This window comes from Myxococcus qinghaiensis (genome assembly GCF_024198215.1).
GTDB classification, from domain to species: Bacteria; Myxococcota; Myxococcia; order Myxococcales; family Myxococcaceae; genus Myxococcus; species Myxococcus qinghaiensis.
The window spans coordinates 70,172-87,656 of sequence record NZ_JAKCFA010000008.1; the positions used below are offsets into that span (position 1 = coordinate 70,172).

Here is a 17,485-nt window from a genome sequence, read left to right on the forward strand (position 1 = left end):
ACGCCAAGGCACGGGTGGCGTGTTCACCGCCCCCCACCCCTCCTGCCGTCCAGGCGTGCGCGGGCTGTCGGAGTCCCACCTCCCGGGCCGTCCGCCCCCCTCATGCAACCTCCAAGAACTCCTGCGCGGCCTCCTCTTGTGGCATATACCCACACCATGCCTTCCGCCCTGACCGCCTCCGAGATTCGAGAGGCGTTCCTCAAGTTCTTCGAGGAGCGTGGACACCGCCGCGTCCCCTCCTCCTCACTGGTGCCGGCGAACGACCCGACCCTGCTGTTCACCAACGCGGGCATGGTCCAGTTCAAGGATGTCTTCACCGGCCGCGAGCGGCGCGACTATCAGCGCGCCACCACGTCGCAGAAGTGCGTGCGCGCCGGTGGCAAGCACAACGACCTCGACAACGTGGGCTACACGGCCCGGCACCACACGTTCTTCGAGATGCTCGGCAACTTCTCCTTCGGCGACTACTTCAAGGCGGACGCGATTGCGTACGGCTGGGAGTTCGTGACGAAGACGCTCGGGCTCGACAAGGCGCGGCTGTCCATCACCGTGTTCAACGGCGAGGACGGCATCCCCTGGGACGAAGAAGCGTTCGAGCTGTGGGCGAAGCAGGGCGTGTCTCGCGACCGCATCTTCAAGCTCGGCAAGAAGGACAACTTCTGGTCCATGGGCGAGACGGGCCCGTGCGGTCCCTGCTCCGAAATCCACTACCACCAGGGTGACGACATCCCCTGTGTCGAAGAGGCGGCGGGCAAGAAGTGTCAGGGCGTCGCGTGCGACTGCGACCGGTGGCTCGAAATCTGGAACCTCGTGTTCATGCAGTTCGAGCGCAAGGAGAAGGACGCGCCGCTGATTCCGCTGCCCAAGCCGTCCATCGACACGGGCGCGGGCCTGGAGCGCATCGCCTCCGTCGTACAGGGCAAGCGCTCCAACTACGACACGGACCTGTTCCAGAACATCATCGCGAAGGTCGTCGAGGTCTCCGGCAAGCCGTACTCGCAGGAGACGGGCGCCTCCCACCGCGTCATCGCGGACCACGGCCGCGCGGCGGCGTTCCTCATCGCGGACGGCGTGCAGCCCTCCAACGAGGGCCGGGGCTACGTCCTGCGCCGCATCATGCGCCGCGCGATTCGCCACGGCACGCTGCTGGGGCTGGACCAGCTCTTCTTCTTCAAGGTCGTCGACCGCGTCATCGAGGTGATGGGTGACGCGTACCCGGAGCTGCGCGAGAGCCGGCCCTTCCTGCTCAAGGTCTCCGAGCACGAGGAGGAGAGCTTCCGGCGCACGCTCAGCCGCGGCATGAAGATGATTGAGGAGAGCGTCGCCCGGATGAAGAAGTCGGGCGAGACGCTGATGACGGGCGCGGACGTGTTCCTGCTCCACGGCACCTACGGCTTCCCCTGGGATTTGACGCAGATCATCCTGCGTGAGCACGGGCTGGACGCGGACATCCCCGGCTTCGAGGCGGAGCTGGTGAAGGAGGCCGAGCGCGGCAAGGGCGGCGAGCTCAACAAGGACAAGGCCGTCGGCGACGTCTACCTCAAGCTGGTGGAGAAGCTCGGGGCGACCGAGTTCCTTGGCTACGAGGGCGAGGGCCACGAGGGCGAGGGCAGCGTCCGCGCGATGATTCGCGACGGCGTGGAGGTCATCCAGGCGTCGCAGGGTGACAAGGTGGAGCTGGTGCTGGACCGGACGCCCTTCTACGGCGAGTCCGGCGGTCAGCTCGGCGACAGCGGCAACATCATCGGCCACGGCGGCAAGGCGGTGGCGCAGGTGAAGGACGCGCAGCGTCCGGTGCCGGGCCTCATCGTCCACTCCGTGGAAGTCACCGAGGGCACCTTCAAGGTCGGCGACATGGTGCAGACGGCGGTGGACGTGGAGCGCCGCAAGGCCATCCGCTCGAACCACTCTGCGACGCACCTGCTGCACAAGGCGCTCAAGCTGGTGCTGGGCGAGCACGTGAAGCAGGCGGGCTCCGTCGTGGCGCCGGACTTCCTGCGCTTCGACTTCTCGCACTTCGGGCCCGTCACCTCCGAGCAGGCGGAGAAGGTCGAGGACCTGGTCAACGGCTGGATTCGCGACAACGCCGCGGCCGAGACGCGCGTCATGGCGCTCGAGGACGCGAAGAAGTCCGGCGCGGTGGCCATGTTCGGCGAGAAGTACGGCGAGACGGTGCGCGTCGTCACCGTGCATCCGGAGTCCACCGAGCTGTGCGGCGGCACGCACGTGCGTCGCAGCGGCGACATCGGCCTGTTCAAGCTCTCCAGCGAGAGCGGCGTGGCGTCCGGCGTGCGCCGCATCATCGCGCTCACGGGCGTGGGCGCGCTCCAACACGTGCGCGAGCAGGAGCACGAACTGCGCAAGGCGGCTGAGCTCTTGAAGGCGTCTCCCAAGGACGTCGTCAAGCGCGTGGAGGCGGCGCAAAAGCGAGTGAAGGAGCTGGAGCGCAAGGTCGAGGAAGCGTCCGTGAAGGCGAACACGGCGGGCAGCAAGGACCTGCTGGAGCAGGCGCGCGACGTCAACGGCATGAAGGTGCTCGCCACGCGGGTGGACCCGGCGGACGACAAGGTGTTCCGCGGCATGGCGGACCAGCTTCGCGACCGCATGCGCTCCGGCGTCATCGCCATCGGCGGTGAGAAGGACGGCCGCGCCATCATCCTCGTCGCGTTGACGAAGGACGTGGTGGCCAAGGGCATCAGCGCGGGTGACCTGGTGCGCGAGATGGCCAAGGAAGTCGGCGGCAAGGGCGGCGGCAAGGCCGACATGGCGCAGGCCGGCGGTCCCGACGCGTCGAAGCTGCCCATCGCGCTGGAGAAGCTGTACGAGCTGGTGAAGGGAGCGGGCAACGCGTGAGCGCTCGCTCTCCCCTCGCCCTCGCGCCGGTGGCGTGCCTCCTGGCTGCGGCCCTCTTCATCGGGGGCTGCACGAAGGATGAGCCCTCGTCCGAGTCCCTGGGTACGGCGGATGAGCGCACGCTCCAGAAGCTGCGGCAGGAAGTGGACCGGGTGAACCAGGGTGGCCGTCCGGCCCAGGGACCCGAGGCCACCCGGGGTGCGCCAAACTCGCAGCTCGCGGGACTCGCCGCGGGACTGGAAGAGGCGGCGCCCCGGCAGTTGGGCGTGCCCGAAGGCAACAACACGGTGCACGTGGACACGGTGGCGGTGAAGCTGACCGGGCTGGAGTCCTCCCACTCCGCGAAGGGCTCCGGGAAGATGAGCGTGACGACGGAGGAGCTGTTCCTCCGGGTGCAGCTCGTCACGCAGAATGTGGGTCCGAAGCCCGTGACGCTGGACCTGGAGTCGGCCACGGTGGTGGACGCGAAGGGCGCGTCGTTCGTGCTGGCGAGGGACGCTCAGGTGCTCGCGGGCACGCGTCCCTTGCGGCGGACGTGGGCCCCTGAAGAGCGCGCCGACGTCGTCCTCCTGTTCGAGCTCCCCCCGCCGGCCCTGCGGGAAGGTGCCCTGCACCTGGTCATGCAAGGGACGGGGGGAGAGGTGCGGATCCCCCTGCGATGAGCGGGCTTGTGTCCAAGCTGCTTCCGCTGCGCATCCGCCTCCCGTACAGCACGGAGGAGGAGTTCGTCGACAAGTACGGCTCGAACGTGGCGCGCGGAGGTGTGTTCGTCGCCACGCGTGCGCTGAAGCCCGAGGGTACCGGGCTGGCGTTCGAGTTCGTCCTCGCGGATGGCAGTCGGTTGCTGCGCGGCGAGGGCGTGGTGGTGAAGGCACAGGTGGAGTCTGGCGCCGGTCGCTCCGGGATGACGGTGCGCTTCGTGAAGCTGGACGCCGCGAGCAAGGCGCTCGTCGACCGCGTCGTCGCACGTCGCGCCTCGCCCGAGCCGCAGCAGACCGTCCCGGGGCTGGTTCGCAAGACGCAGGCTCCCAGGGCCGTTGCGCCCGAGCCGCCCCCGCCCGTGCAGGTGCCGGCGGTTTCCCAGGACGTTCCCTTCGCGGCCAGGAGCGCACCGGAGGCACAGCCCCTCGCTCCCGAGAGCGACGACCTGGCTCAAGGTGGACTCTTTCCACCTGATTCCGACGACACCACGGAGCCACCGCGAGGCGACCACTTCGCTCCCGCGAGCGATGAAGGTGAGACGCCCAGCACTGCACTGAGCCAGCACGGTGCCCCCAGTGAGCAGCACGTCGAGGACACCGGCCCTGGTCTGTCGGGCGAAGTGGAATCGGCGGCGCCACCGCAAGGCGCGGGTGAACTGTCAGATGCGGCGGCGCTCGACGCGAGCACGACGGTCGCTGATGAGGCTTCGGGCTTCGGGAACACGCCTGAGTCGACGTCGCCCGCGTGGACGGAGAGTGCCGCATCCACTGAGGGCAGCGCGCCTGTCGCCACCGAGGAGCGCGAACTCGACTTCGACATCACCGCGAGCTTGTTCGATGCCGATGAGGAGTCACCAGCGAGCGCGGTGAGTGCACCGGTGTCTGGCGCGGACACGGCGTCCAACGCTTTCGCCCAGGAGCACGACACAGCCACGGAGAACGCGGCCTCGACCTTCGAGTCCTCGTCGATTGACGGGAGCGAAGCGGTCTCGAACTTCGAAGCGGAGGCCTCCAGGAGTGTCTCCGCCCAAGCTCCTTCGGACTTCTCCGGCGCGGAGACTTCGGACCCTGTCGAGGACACGTCCTCCGAAGTGCCCTGGTTCGGGACACCGGAGGTCCCAGCGTGGGAGGCCAGTCCCACCGAGGTGGCCGCCGCGACTGTTCACGCCACCTCCACCGAGCAGGCGTCAGTTCCCGAGGATGAGGGTTCGCCGTTCAGCCCACGGGACATCGTTGACGAACACTCAGAGACGGAGGGCATCTCGGCGGCACCGGTTCGCTCGGATGCACCATCGTCTCGCGTCGAGTCGACTCCCACGACGGGTGCGCAGTCGGACGTGTCTTACATCGAGGCCACGAGCGACTCAGACCCGTGGGGCATTGCGAGCAGTTCCAGCGGCACCGAAGCAAGCACCACGAAAGAGACCTCGACCTGGTCACTCGCTGAGCGTGACGAGTCCAACTTCGCCACCGATGCGGACTCGTCCACGGACCCGCTGGCTCGTATCGAGTCGACGACCGTCACCGCCTCCCCGGTCGACACGGGCCACATCGCGGCCAACGCCGATACCGATGTGGAGTCCATGGCAGCGGCGCTGTCTCGCATCGAGGACGAGGCCTTCGCGACAGCACGCACCGAGCCACTCGCCAACACCGAGGCCCGTCCATCCACGGAAGCCCCAGCTCACGCCGAGCCATCCGTCACCACACAGTCCACCACGGTGACAGCCGCGCAGGAGGCGTCCGGGGCGCTCGCCGACACGGGGGCAGCAGCGAGAGGAACAGCTACGGCACCCCTGGGGCCGACAACCGCACAGGGCTCCACCGAGCACCCCTCGACCGAGGTACGCACCGACGACAGCGAGCGCGCGTCCGCGGCGACCACGGCCTCGCCAACGGCATCCTCCGTTGAGTCCTTCGGGCCCGGCTCGACCGAGACGCGAAACGACTCCGGAGCATCCACCTCCGCAAGGGCATCAGGTGCACCGGCGACGGCTGCCGCGCCCGGAGCACCCCAGGCACATGCCAACGCGGGAGAGCCCTCCTCCGCACCGGCGACAGGTGTACCGACGACGTCCGTCGCGCCCGGAGCACCCCAGGCACATGCCAACGAGGGAGAGCACTTCTCCGCACCGGCGACAGGTGTACCGACGACGTCCGCCGCTCCCGGATTGACCGAGACACGTGCCGACTCGGGAGAGCCCTCCTCCGCACCGGCGACAGGTGTACCGACAACGTCCGCCGCTCCCGAATCGACCGCGACGCGTACCGACGCCAGCGCGTCCACCTCTGCATTGGCGACAGGTGTACCGACAACGTCCGCCACGCCTGGCTCGGCCGAGTCGAATACCGACACGCGAGCGTCCGCCTCCGCACCGGCGACAGGTGTGCCGACGACGTTCGCCACGCCTGGCTCGGCCGGAAGGCATACCGACGCGCAAGAGTCCACCCCCACAACGGCGACGGGTGCACCGGCGACGTCCTCCGTGCCCGACTCAGCCGAGACGCGCACCGACGCGCGAGAGTCCACCTCCGCAACGGCGACGGGTGCACCGACGACGTCCGTCGCGCTGGGCACCACGGAGCGCGCTGCACTCAGCTCGATAGAAGCTCGGGCCAACTCCAGCGAGTCCACTTCCTCGACGGTAGCGGCATCACCCTCCACCACGGACGAGCCCTCACACAGGACGCTGGCCTTTCAAGCCGGTAACACGGGTCCCGTCGGCTCCATCCCCCAAGCACCAGGGACCACCACACCCTCCCCTGCGCCCACGGAGCCGACCTCCCCCGCTCCGCGCCCCATCACCGAGGCGCGCACCGAGCCCACTGAGCCACCCGCCCTCCAGGACGCCGACACCGCGCGCAACCGCCGCCGTGCGCTCCTCGAAGTCCCCGTCTCCGCGCCCTCCACCTCTCCTTCCGTTCCGGAGGTAGTGCTCGGCATCGACCTGGGCACCTCGCACGCACGGGTCGCCGTCTTCCACGAAGGCGTCGCTCGGCTCGTTCCACTCCCGGGCACGGACGGCAACGAACTGCCCGCGCTCGTCGCGGTGGACGGCAATGACGAGCTGCTCGTCGGCCCCTCCGCTCAAGTCGAGGCCATGCGTGCCCCCCGCCGTGCCGCACACGGCCTCATGCGCCTGCTCGGCCTGCGCGCTCGCTCACCCCGACTCCGTGCCCTGGCCCCGCAGCTCCCCTTCCCCGTGGCCGCCGACCCGAGCGGTGATGCCTGCGTGGAACTGGGTGGACGACTCGTCGCCCCTACCCTCTTCACCGCCCTGCTCCTGCGCGAGCTGAAGCACGCCGCCACGACCTTCGTCGGCCGCAAGGCCACCCGCGCCGTCATCTGCGCCCCCACTCACTTCACGGACCGCCAGCGCGCGGCCCTCCGTGACGCGGCCACCCTCGCGGGGCTCGACGCCCAACGCATCCTCACCGCTCCGGCCGCGGCGGCCCTGGCCCACGGCCACGGACGCGGGCTGGCTCGCAAGCGCGTGCTCGTCGTGGACCTCGGCGGCGGCGGGCTCGGAGTGTGCGTGGTGCAAGTCACGGGCGATGACCTGGAGGTCATCACCACCGGCGGCGACCCCATGGTGGGCGGCCTCGACTTCGACTCCCGCATCGCGGAAGCACTCGCCAGCGACCTCGCCGCGCAGGGCATCCCCCGCCCCGAGCACCTGCTCGACTGGGGCCACCTGCGCACCGCCGCGGAGACCGCCAAGGTCGCCCTCTCCGAGCGCGAGCAGGTGGAGGTGCCGCTGTCCTCGGGCACCGTGCCTCCGCTCACCCGCGAGCGCATGGAAGCCCTCACCGCGGACCTCGCCCAGCGCGTCACCTCCGTCGTGCGCGAGGTGCTCGACTCCAACGCCCTCTCACCCCAGGGCCTCGACGCCGTGCTGCTCGTGGGCGGTCAGGGACGCACGCCCCTGGTCCGCCGCCGGCTCGAGGAGAGCCTCGGCGTGCCCGTGCGCGACGACGTCGACGCGCGAGGCGCCGTGGCCCTGGGTGCCGCGCTGCTCGGCCACGGCATCCTCCTGGCCGAAGGCGGCAAGCCCGCCGCTTCCGTCTCCGAAGTCCTCTCCGCCCCCATCGGCGTCGCCGAGCGAGGCGGCACCCTGCGCCGGGTGCTCGAGCGCACGACACGGCTGCCCGCTGGCAAGACGCTTGTCATCCCCGTCGCGCCCGGCCCCCTGGAGCTCGCCCTCTTCCAGGGCGCCTCGCCACTCGCCGCGGAGAACGAGTACCTGGGCCGGCTCTCGCTCAACGTGGAGCGCGCGGGCGAGGTGGAGCTGCACTTCGCGCTCACCGCTGACGCCGCACTCTCGCTGGAAGCCACGCTGCCCGGAGTCCGTCGCCAGCCCGTCTCCCTCTCCCTCGAGGACCTGGACGACGCGGCACGCGAGGCGCTCGTTGCCCGCTCGCCGCTGATTGGCGAGCCCGAGGCGCGTCCTGGTGGACTGCTGTCGGGCTTGAAGAAGCTCTTCGGTCGCCGCTGAGCGCCTCTCCGTCAGGCCCCTCGCGGACCTTTCGGACCACCGCCCCTCCAGTGGTCTCTCTCTGTAACCGACTCAACGGATGCCCAGCTTTGCGCTGACCCGGACTTCGAGGAGGTATGCGATGCGTCGATGGATGGTGGGAGGTGTTGCCGTGGTGGCCTTTGCACTGGCGACTCCAGCCGTGGCCGCCGTGGGAGCGCAGAACGTCGCCCGGAAGCTGGGCGTCCGGCAGGAGCCGGAGGTCGGCCTGGACGTGCGACTGGGCCTGGGCAGCTTCACGGGCGACTTGGGCGAAGACGTGGGCGTGGGAGCAACGTTCGGCATCAACGCCGACGCCCAGGCGTGGAAGTACGTGGGGCTGGAGGTCGGCTACGAGCTGCAGCGCCTTCCCATCGATTCACGTCGAATCGACGATGAAGACGCGGGCCTGTGGCGCAACAACTTCGGCATCCTCGCCAAGGCGGGGCCGCTCATCGACCAGAAGTGGCGGCCCTTCGTCGGCGCGGGCTTCGGCCTGAGCTACCTGGACCCCTCCGACGGCGCGGACGACGTCTACCAGAACGACTGGATGACGGAGATTCCGCTCGCCGCCGGCGTGGACTACCGCTTTGGCAACGTCCTCTTCGCGGGGGCCCGCGCCACCTATCGCCTGCTGGGCGGCGAGGACGTCGTCGACCGCCCAGGCACCAACAGCGCGGCGAAGGGCAGCCTCTTCAACGCGAACCTCACGCTGGGCGGCCGCTTCTAGCCGCCCCGCTTCACACGCTCGCCAACGAGAGCACCGTCTCGGGGCGTGGGTCCTTCTCCCACGCCTCGAGCAGCACCGCCGCGGGGGAGCGCTTGGACGCGGCCACCTCCGCCAGCGGGTCCAGCAGCGGAGCATCCGCCGCGTCCAGGCGCAGCAGGCCCCGGCGGGCAATCCCCACCATCTCCTCCGCCAGCCGGTACAGCTCGCGCGAGCCCAGCTTTCCCGCCAGCCCCTCGCGGCGCGCGGTGTCGTGGAAGGCCAGGTGCTCGGTGTACGTGAGCTGCGGCAGCAGCTTCTCCGCCTCGTCCAACGCCGTGGCGTCATAGAGGATGCCGCGCCACAGCGCGCCCAGCGCTCCCGTCATTCCCGCATTGCCGCAGTCCGCGCCGCGCACCTCGACGACCTTCTTCAGGCGCACCTCGGGGAAGAGCGTGGAGAGGTGGTCCGTCCAGTCCGCCAGGTCCGGCGGCTGTCCCTCGAAGCCCTGCTCCAGCAACTGTCGGAAGGTGAGCTTGGGGTGCAGGTACTGGCCCTCGCGGCGCAGGAAGAGCAGCGGCGCGTTCATCGCCCACTCGACATAGGCGCGGTACGAGAAGGAGCCGTCGAAGAACGCGGGCAGGTAGCCACAGCGCGTCGGGTCCACCTCGTCCCAGACGCGGTTGCGGAAGGACAGGTAGCCGGAGGGCTTGCCGTCCACCAGGGGACTGTTGGCGTACAGCGCGTTCATCACCGGCGACAGCCGCGCCACCACCACCGTCTTCCGGACACAGTCCGCCTCGTCCTTCCAGTCGAGCGACACCTGTCCGGTGGCCGTCATCAACATCATGTTCAGCGCCAGCTGGCCCCGCTCCGGCAGGGTGCGCCGCATCACCAGGTAGCGCGACTTGGGCATCCACGGCATCGTCCCCGTCGTGCCCGTGGGGCGGTACCCCAGCGTCACCAGCCGCAGCCCCAGCTCCCCCGCCGCCGCCTTCACCTGCTTCAGGTGGGCCAGGTTCTCCGCGTGGGCCTCGCGCGCCGTGTGGAAGGGGCTGCCGGACAGCTCGAACTGTCCCCCCGGCTCCAGGGAGATGGTGGCCTCGCCGCGCTCCCGCTGGAGGGCGATGACCGGCGACTCGGGCGTCTCCCGGAAGGGGACATAGCCGTCGGGAGCCAGCCGGTTCAGCAGGGCCCCGACTCCAGACGGCCCCTCGTACGGCACGGGAGCGTCGGAACCCACGGGGAAGAGCAGCTTTTCGTGCTCCAAACCGAGGCGAAGGTGGCCCTGGGGCTTCTCGGCGGACCGAAAACCCGACACCAGCATGTCGACGGAGGTGATCGGCTCGGAGTTGGCGCGCTTGAGGTCGAGGGACATGAGCGCGCCCTATATAACGGGTAACTCCAGAGCCGCTTTCGATTTGCACACCAGCCCCACATGTCCCCCCCATCCCCCATCCCCTCCATCTCCCCGCAGCCCCGCCTGGCCGACTTCTTCCAGGGGCTGGGCCTGCTCGGCCGGGCCTTCGGCCTCATCTTCCGCTCCCGGCGCCTCTTCGTCCTGTCCGCCCTGTGCGCCGCCGTCACCGCGGTGGCCCTGGTGGCCCTGGCGTGGCTCCTGTGGCGCTACGCCCCGGGGGCCCTGGGCTCTTTTTGGACCCAGCCGGAGTCCTGGTACGGCCGGGGGCTCTGGTACACGGTCCTCGTCCTGTCCGGACTGGTGCTCTGGGTGGTGGGGGCCAACGTCGTGCCCCCGCTCCTGCTCGCCCCCCTCCAGGACCCCCTGTCCGAGGCCACCGAGGCCCTCTGTGGGGGAGGCGACGGTCCGCCCTTCACCCTGGCCAGTTTCGTGCGGGGCATCGTCACGGGGCTTGCGCACACGCTGGCGCGGCTGTTCTTCCTGCTCGCCGGGCTGACGATCCTCTTGCCGCTCCACCTCATCCCCGGGGTGGGCAGTATCTTGTGGACGGTGCTCGGCGGCCTGTGGACCATGACCTGGATGGCGGGCGAGTACCTGGCCGCTCCCATGACACGTCACCTCTACCCTTTCGCCGAGGTGAGGCGCATGCTGAGGCAGCGCCGGGCCCTGGGCCTGGGCCTGGGAGCGGGCGTCTACCTGCTCCTCTGGGTCCCCGTGGTGAATACCTTCTTCCTGCCCGTGGCCATCGTCGCCGGGACGCTCCTGTACCGAGGGCTGCGCGAGGCGAACGTCCTGCCGCCTCCGCCCACGAGCAGCCAGGGGGCGTTGCCCTGAAATAAACGCCTCCACCGACTGTCGGTCTCTCCAAGACGGGAACGCAGTGCCCGCCAGGGACGTTCTGCCTCTTCAGCGGAGAGTCGATGCCTTGAAGCACCAGAAAGCCGTGATTAGGCTTGCCCGGCCGCTTCAATGCCCAGCTACCGTTTCAAACGTTCGGATTTTCTAGGCATTTCACGCCACACCCCGGGGCGCGGCGACGCGCTCCAGCTTGGATGAATCACATGCCGCGTTTTCTCCGCCGCATCGCCGCTGTTGCCGTGCTCCTCGGCGCCTGGGCCCTCGTGGGCAACCACCGGGCGCCGATTCCATTGATGATGGGAGCGGCCGAGGCCGGGCAGGGACAAGGCACCTGGGATGGCAGCCTGCCCTCCGCCAAGGGCGAGAAGGCACCTCACGACCTCAACAGCCTTCGCGTGCTGACCAAGGTCATCCTCTACGTGAAGGAAAACTACGTCGACCCCAAGCGCATCAAGCCGAAGGAGATGATGATCTCCTCGCTGGAGTACGTGGAGAAGAGCGTTCCGGACGTGCTGGTGGACGGCAACCCGGAGACGGGCAAGCTGGCCGTCAACGTCAACGGCAAGACGCGCGAGTTCGACATCGGCCACGTCGACTCGCTGTGGAAGATGTCCTTCGCCCTCAAGGACGTGTTCGACTTCCTGTCGAAGAACATGCGTCCCATCGAGGACACGCGCGACATCGAGTACGCGGCCGTCAACGGCATGCTGTCCACCCTGGACCCGCACTCGGTGCTGCTGCGCCCGGAGCTGTACCGGGAGATGAAGCTGTCCACCAAGGGTGAGTTCGGTGGCCTGGGCTTCGTCATCCAGATGCGCGAGGGCAACCTGACCGTCGTCAAGGTGCTGCCCAAGACGCCCGCGCACCGCGCCGGCATCCAGAAGGATGACCGCATCAAGAAGATTGGCGAGGAGTCCACCGTCAACATGGACCTCAACGAGGCCGTGTCCAAGCTGCGCGGCCCGGTGGACAGCCGCATCGTCATCACCGTGGAGCGCGACGGCTGGGACAAGCCCCGCGTCATGACGCTGGCCCGCGCGATGATCTCCATCGAGAGCGTCCAGCACAAGATGCTCTCCGGCAACGTGGGCTACATCCGCCTGAAGAACTTCCAGGGCAACACCACCCGGGATTTGGAGTCGGCGCTGGGCGAGCTGCGCAAGCAGGCGGACGCCAAGGGCGGCTTCAAGGGCCTGGTGCTGGACATGCGTGGCAACCCGGGCGGCCTCCTGGAGCAGGCCATCCAGGTGTCCGACACGTTCCTGTCCACGGGCACCATCGTCGCGACGGTGGGCCTGTCGGACAAGCTGCGTGAGGAGAAGCGCGCGCGTCCCACCGAGGGCGAGGACACCTATCCGATTGCGGTGCTCGTCAACGCGGGCAGCGCCTCCGCGTCGGAAATCGTGGCGGGCGCGCTGAAGAACCTCAACCGCGCGGTCATCATCGGCCGGCAGACGTTCGGCAAGGGCAGCGTGCAGGTGCTGTACGACTTCCCGGACGACAGCGCGCTGAAGCTGACCATCGCCAAGTACCTGACGCCGGGCGACAAATCCATCCAGGAGGTCGGCATCGTCCCGGACATCCAGCTCGTCCCCACCCGCGTCACCGACGAGCGCGTGGACGTGTTCGCGTCGCGCCGCTCCATGGGCGAGGCGGACCTGGATCAGCACTTCGGCAACCCGGACTCGGCCACCGTCGCGAAGAAGCGCGAGGACGTGTTGGATCGCGAGAAGCCGCGCGAGAGCCTCAAGTACCTGAAGGTGGACCCCAAGCAGCAGGAGAAGCTGGCCGTCGCCGCGAAGGAGGAGCCGAAGAAGGATCCGAAGGCCGTCGCCGCGAGCAAGGACGGGGACAAGAAGCCGCATGGGGAGAACGACCCGCTGCTCGACGTGGCGGGCCAGGGCGAGGACCTGGACGACCAGCTGGACGCGGAGTCCCAGGAGGAGATCAAGGAGGACTTCGAGGTGCAGTTCGCGCGGGACTACGTGCTGAAGGCCCCGGCGGCTACCCGTGAGCAGCAGCTCCAGCAGGGCAAGGGCTTCATCGAGCAGAAGCGCCGCGAGGAGGAGACCCGCATCAACGCCGCCATCGCCGCGCTGGGTGTGGACTGGAGCGCCGGTCCCACGCCGAAGAACGTGCAGCTGACGGGCACGCTGACGCCGACGCCGGACACGAAGATTCACGCCGGCGACCTGCTGGAGATGGTGGTGACGGCGGAGAACAAGGGCGCCGAGCCGCTCAAGCGCGTGCGCGCCTGGACGGAGAGCGACAACGCCTTCCTGGACCGCCGCGAGTTCCTCTTCGGCGCGCTGAACCCGGGTGAGAAGAAGTCCTGGAAGGTGAAGGTGCGCCTGCCCAAGGACCTCACCAGCCGCCGCGACGACGTGACGGTGCGCTTCTTCGATGACCAGGGCGCGCTGCCGGAGACGCGCGTGTCGGAGCTGAACTTCGCGGAGCTGCCGCGGCCGTCCTTCGCCTTCAACTGGCAGGTGGTGGATGACTGCGCCAACTGCAACGGCGACGGCACGGTGCAGCGCGGCGAGACGGTGGCGGTGCTGCTCGACGTGACGAACGTGGGCCCCGGCGTCGCGATGGACTCCTTCACTCAAATCAAGAATGGCGGGGACGCGAACATCTTCATCGAGAAGGGTCGCTTCAAGCTGGGCGAGCTGAAGACCGGCGAGACGAAGACGGCGCGGTTCCAGGTGGAGGTGAAGAAGGGCTACAAGGGCGAAACCTTCCCGCTGAAGCTGGCCATCATCGACGAGCCGCTGGAGGAGTTCGTCATGGAGAAGATGGAGCTGCCCGTGAAGGACGCGGCCGTGGCCACGCTGGAGGCGAAGAAGGGCTCGGTGCGCGTCACGGAGAAGACCGAGTTCCTCGGCTCGCCCGTGGAGGGTGGCCGCACGGTGGCGAAGCTGAACGCCACCGCGGTGCTGCCGGTGGAGGCCGCGAACAAGGGCTTCTACCGCGTGGAGCTGGAGAAGGGCCGCTTCGGCTTCGTGCGCGCCCAGGATGCCAAGGAAGTGAAGGCGGGCAAGCCCACCGCGCCGAAGCTGGCGTGGACGACGACGCGCCGTCCGCCGGACATCAAGCTGGACGCGGACCCGTCCGCGGGCGGCCTGGTCGCCAACGGGGAGAAGTTCACCCTGTCCGGCGTGGTGACGGACCCCAACGGCCTGTTGGACGTGTACGTGCTCGTCAACGACCAGAAGGTCTACTTCAAGGGCGTGGACCCGAAGGGTGGCGAGCCGAACACCCTGAAGTTCTCCACCGAGTTCACCCTCAAGGAAGGCAACAACAACGTGCTGGTGGTGGCGCGCGAGAGCACCGACTTCGCCAGCCGCCGCACCCTGGTCATCCGCCGCCGCCCGGCCGAAGTGGCCCAGAAGGTGACGGGCCAGAGCCCCGGCGGAGTGAAGCCGCAGCCGCAGTAGGCGTCTGACGACACGCGCCAGCCGCCTTCCGGGCGGCCTTTCCGGTGGGTCCTCCTCAAGAGACTCGTCGGAAGGGCCGCCCGTTTTGTTGACGCTCCTCGCGGGCTGGCGTTAGCGTCCGCCGCTGTGGGGCGCCCCCGGCCGGCGGGTTCCCGGGAGGCGGTGACTCGAATGCGGACGTTCAGTCGGTGGCTCGCCCTGGCGGCGTGTGTCTCGGGAGCGACCGCATACGCGGACGACAACGACCTGCGCATCTCGGACTTTGGTGATCCGAATGCGGCGGATGGCTCCAACGCCGCCGCCAACGCGAACTTCCGCGCCTTCGCCCGCGTCATGGGCGCCGCAATCACCTCTGCGAACCTGATGCCGCCGGAGACGACGGGGCACTCGGCCTGGGCCATCAACGCGGAGCTGTCCGTGGTGTCGCTGCCGGACAGCGTGCGCATCCCCACGGAGAACGTGGACCAGCCCTCCACCGTGCTCATCCCCTCCTTCCACGTGCGCAAGGGCCTGCCCTTCTCGCTGGAGCTGGGCGGGCGCGTGGGCTGGGTGGAGAAGAGCAGCCAGGTGGTGGCCACCGGCGAGGTGAAGTGGGCCGTCAACGAGGGCTTCACGTGGCTGCCCGACGTGGGCGTGCGCGGGCACGTGACGAAGCTGTTCGGCGCCCGGGACTTGAGCCTGACGGTGATGGGCCTGGACATCGGCGTGGGCAAGCAGTTCCCGCTGGGTGGCATGGTGACGCTGACGCCCTACGGAGGCCTGGATCTGGGCTTCGTCGGAGCCACCACCAGCCGCCTCGACTTCAATCCGACGCGCGACTACGAGGACTCGCTCGGCGACAACTCGCGCGAGGCGCTGGACGGCACGGCGAACTATTCGAAGGTGTCCTTCGGCGACAATGTGAACCAGCGCATCTACGGCGGCGTGCGCTTCATCGGCGGCGTGCTCCAGCTGGGCGCGGAGCTGTCGCTCACCCGCACCGGCAGCGTCGAGACGCCTCGCGCGGACAACCCGAACGCGCTCGAGGACCGGGGCCTGCCCGCGGTGTTCGCCTTCAGCACCACGCTGGGCCTGGACTTCTAGGCGCGGGCGGTCAGGCCGCGGCGCGCAGGGCCTCTCGCAGCGCGCCGGGCCGGTTGGTGATGAGGTAGCTGACCCCCATCTGCTCCAGCGCGCGGGCCTTCGCGGCGTCGTCCACCGTCCAGGTGGCCACGCGCAGTCCCGCGGCGCGCCAGGTGGCGACCCGCTCCGGAGTGCAGTCCTCGTAGTAGGGATGCACCGAGTGGGACGAGACGAGCGGGCTCACCGCGTACGCGTGCACGCCCCAGCGACGGTCCGGGTCGATGAGGTAGCCCCGCCGCAGCTCGGGCGCGACGGCGAGCAGGCGGAAGAGGCACAGCGGGTTGAAGCTGGAGATGACCACGCGCTCGGCCAGCCCCAGGCGGCGCACCAGCTCCGCCACCTTGCGTGAGAGGCCGTCGTCGTCGAACCGGTCGCACTTCAGCTCGATGTTGACGAGGAAGTGGGGCGGCAGCGCCTCCAGCACCTCCTCCAGCAGGGGGATGCGCGCCGGAGCGAAGCCCAGCGCTGTCCCCACGTCCGCGCGTCGCAGCTTCCACCACGGCGTGTGGCGCACCTCCCAGGGAAGGCGCGCCAGCCGCTCCAGTCGCTCGTCGTGACAGACGACCACCTCGCCCGAGCCGCACACCATGGCATCCAGCTCCACGCCGTCAGCCCCCTGTCGGGCGGCCTCCGTGAAGGCTTCCAGGGTGTTCTCGGGGGCGTCGGCGGAGGCGCCTCGGTGGGCAAGCAGGAGCATGGGCTCAGTGTGCGCTGGATGAGCCTTCCCGCGCAGCAGAAGTGCGGACGGGCGTCAGCGGGTGGACGCGCGACTTGCCTCCCCTACCCCTTTGCTGCACTGTGAGTTCATCATGTTGGGCCTTCACCTCGGCGAAATCATCCTCCTCGGCTTCATCCTGCTGGTGGTCTTCTCGGCCGCCCGGATGGGCCAGCTCGGCAACGCCGTGGGCAAGTTCGTCTACTCGTTCCGCAAGGCCTCCAAGGGCGAGGACCTGGTCGACGCGAAGTCGCTGCCGTCCTCGCGCCGGGGCTCCACGGACGCCGAGTACAGCGAGCCGGATTCAACGCGCCGCCGCTAGTCCGCCCGCCCCCTCTTCCCCCGCCATTCAGTCGTGCAGGTGACGGGTTCCGCTCACGGGCTCGGGCGCTTCCTCAGGTGCGGGCTGAAGCAGGGCCGCCCCTTCCGCCAGCAGTCGCGCGGCCTGCTCCCTCAGGGACAGGTGCAGCGCGGCGCTCGAGTGGAGCTCGCGCAAGTCACTGCTGTTGAGCAGCGGAACGATTTTCGCGCCGATTTCGGGCGGCAGGTACGGGTTGAAGACGAGCGCGCGGCGCACCGTATGGCGCACGGACCAGCGAGGAGAGCGCCAGATTTCCAGCAGCGGCTCCGGGCGGGCCGGACGGCGGGCGGCGATGCGCACCACCAGGTCCTCGGTGAGGCGCGGGTTGATGAGGACGTTGCGCAGCACGGACGGGTTGCTGACGGTGGCCAGGCGCGACAGCGTGTCCGGGTCCCTGGTGAGCCGGGCCTGTTGCTTGAGGTGCCCCAGCGACTGGGAGAAGGCGTTGGCGTCCGCGCGCGCGGCGGCGTCCGGGTTCATCTCCCGCTTCGCGGGGCCCTGGGCGAACAGGTCCGCCACCGTGTCGAGCGCCTGCACGTGCGCGAGCCTGCGCAGCTCGGTGACATGGGGGATGTGCTCCGCCTCCTGCGCCAGCGCGGCCAGGAAGTCGGACAGCACGCAGGTGGCGGGCTCCCAGCCCTGACGTGAGAGGGAGATGAGGTGCCCCACCAGCTCGTTCGCGTCGAACGGGTCGCCGCGCGACAGCTCCCTCGCGGCCGCCTTGCGGCGCACCTCGGCGCCTCCACCCAGGGCGTGGAGGAACCTGGCGACGTTGCGTGCGTCGTCCAATGAGGGCAT

Annotated in this window: 11 protein-coding genes; 8 read left to right on the plus strand and 3 right to left on the minus strand. The window is 69.3% G+C overall.

Features of this window, described 5'->3' with window-relative positions:
- Positions 1-156: 156 nt before the first annotated feature.
- The 4 genes from alaS (at position 157) to LZ199_RS16345 (ending at position 8,798) form a co-directional block, all read left to right on the plus strand.
- Positions 157-2,853: an alanine--tRNA ligase gene (alaS, locus tag LZ199_RS16330; RefSeq protein ID WP_253994624.1), complete on the plus strand. Its 2,697-nt coding sequence runs from the start codon at positions 157-159 to the stop codon at positions 2,851-2,853.
- Positions 2,850-3,515, plus strand: coding sequence for a hypothetical protein (locus LZ199_RS16335; protein ID WP_253994625.1), 666 nt, complete (start codon positions 2,850-2,852; stop codon positions 3,513-3,515). The genes alaS and LZ199_RS16335 overlap by 4 nt, the downstream gene beginning before the upstream one ends.
- Entirely contained in the window at positions 3,512-8,050 is a 4,539-nt protein-coding gene (locus tag LZ199_RS16340; protein WP_253994626.1) for a TIGR02266 family protein, read from the plus strand. Before LZ199_RS16335 ends, LZ199_RS16340 begins: the two co-directional genes overlap by 4 nt.
- A 121-nt stretch (positions 8,051-8,171) precedes the next feature.
- Entirely contained in the window at positions 8,172-8,798 is a 627-nt protein-coding gene (locus tag LZ199_RS16345) for an outer membrane beta-barrel protein (protein WP_253994627.1), read from the plus strand.
- 10 nt (positions 8,799-8,808) lie between these two features.
- Here the strand turns inward: LZ199_RS16345 and LZ199_RS16350 are convergent, their stop codons facing one another.
- Positions 8,809-10,152: a glutamate--cysteine ligase gene (locus LZ199_RS16350; protein WP_253994628.1), complete on the minus strand. Its 1,344-nt coding sequence runs from the start codon at positions 10,150-10,152 to the stop codon at positions 8,809-8,811.
- 60 nt (positions 10,153-10,212) lie between these two features.
- Here LZ199_RS16350 and LZ199_RS16355 point away from each other — a divergent pair, with 60 nt between their 5' ends.
- From LZ199_RS16355 to LZ199_RS16365, 3 genes are all read left to right on the plus strand, one after another.
- Positions 10,213-11,028 (plus strand): EI24 domain-containing protein, encoded by an 816-nt coding sequence (locus LZ199_RS16355; protein ID WP_253994629.1) that lies wholly within the window; start codon positions 10,213-10,215, stop codon positions 11,026-11,028.
- Between the two features lie 218 nt (positions 11,029-11,246).
- Entirely contained in the window at positions 11,247-14,489 is a 3,243-nt protein-coding gene (locus tag LZ199_RS16360) for an MXAN_5808 family serine peptidase (RefSeq protein ID WP_253994630.1), read from the plus strand.
- 171 nt (positions 14,490-14,660) lie between these two features.
- Positions 14,661-15,572 carry a hypothetical protein gene (locus tag LZ199_RS16365; protein WP_253994631.1) on the plus strand — a complete coding sequence of 304 codons (912 nt, stop codon included), beginning with the start codon at positions 14,661-14,663 and terminating at the stop codon, positions 15,570-15,572.
- A gap of 10 nt (positions 15,573-15,582) precedes the next feature.
- Here the strand turns inward: LZ199_RS16365 and LZ199_RS16370 are convergent, their stop codons facing one another.
- The gene (locus LZ199_RS16370) at positions 15,583-16,308 is read right to left on the minus strand and encodes a glycerophosphodiester phosphodiesterase (RefSeq protein ID WP_253994632.1); all 726 of its coding nucleotides are present in this window, start codon (positions 16,306-16,308) and stop codon (positions 15,583-15,585) included.
- A gap of 112 nt (positions 16,309-16,420) precedes the next feature.
- Between LZ199_RS16370 and LZ199_RS16375 the strand changes: the two genes are divergently transcribed.
- Positions 16,421-16,648 carry a twin-arginine translocase TatA/TatE family subunit gene (locus tag LZ199_RS16375; RefSeq protein WP_253994633.1) on the plus strand — a complete coding sequence of 76 codons (228 nt, stop codon included), beginning with the start codon at positions 16,421-16,423 and terminating at the stop codon, positions 16,646-16,648.
- 27 nt (positions 16,649-16,675) lie between these two features.
- Here the strand turns inward: LZ199_RS16375 and LZ199_RS16380 are convergent, their stop codons facing one another.
- Positions 16,676-17,485 (minus strand): hypothetical protein, encoded by an 810-nt coding sequence (locus LZ199_RS16380; protein ID WP_253994634.1) that lies wholly within the window; start codon positions 17,483-17,485, stop codon positions 16,676-16,678.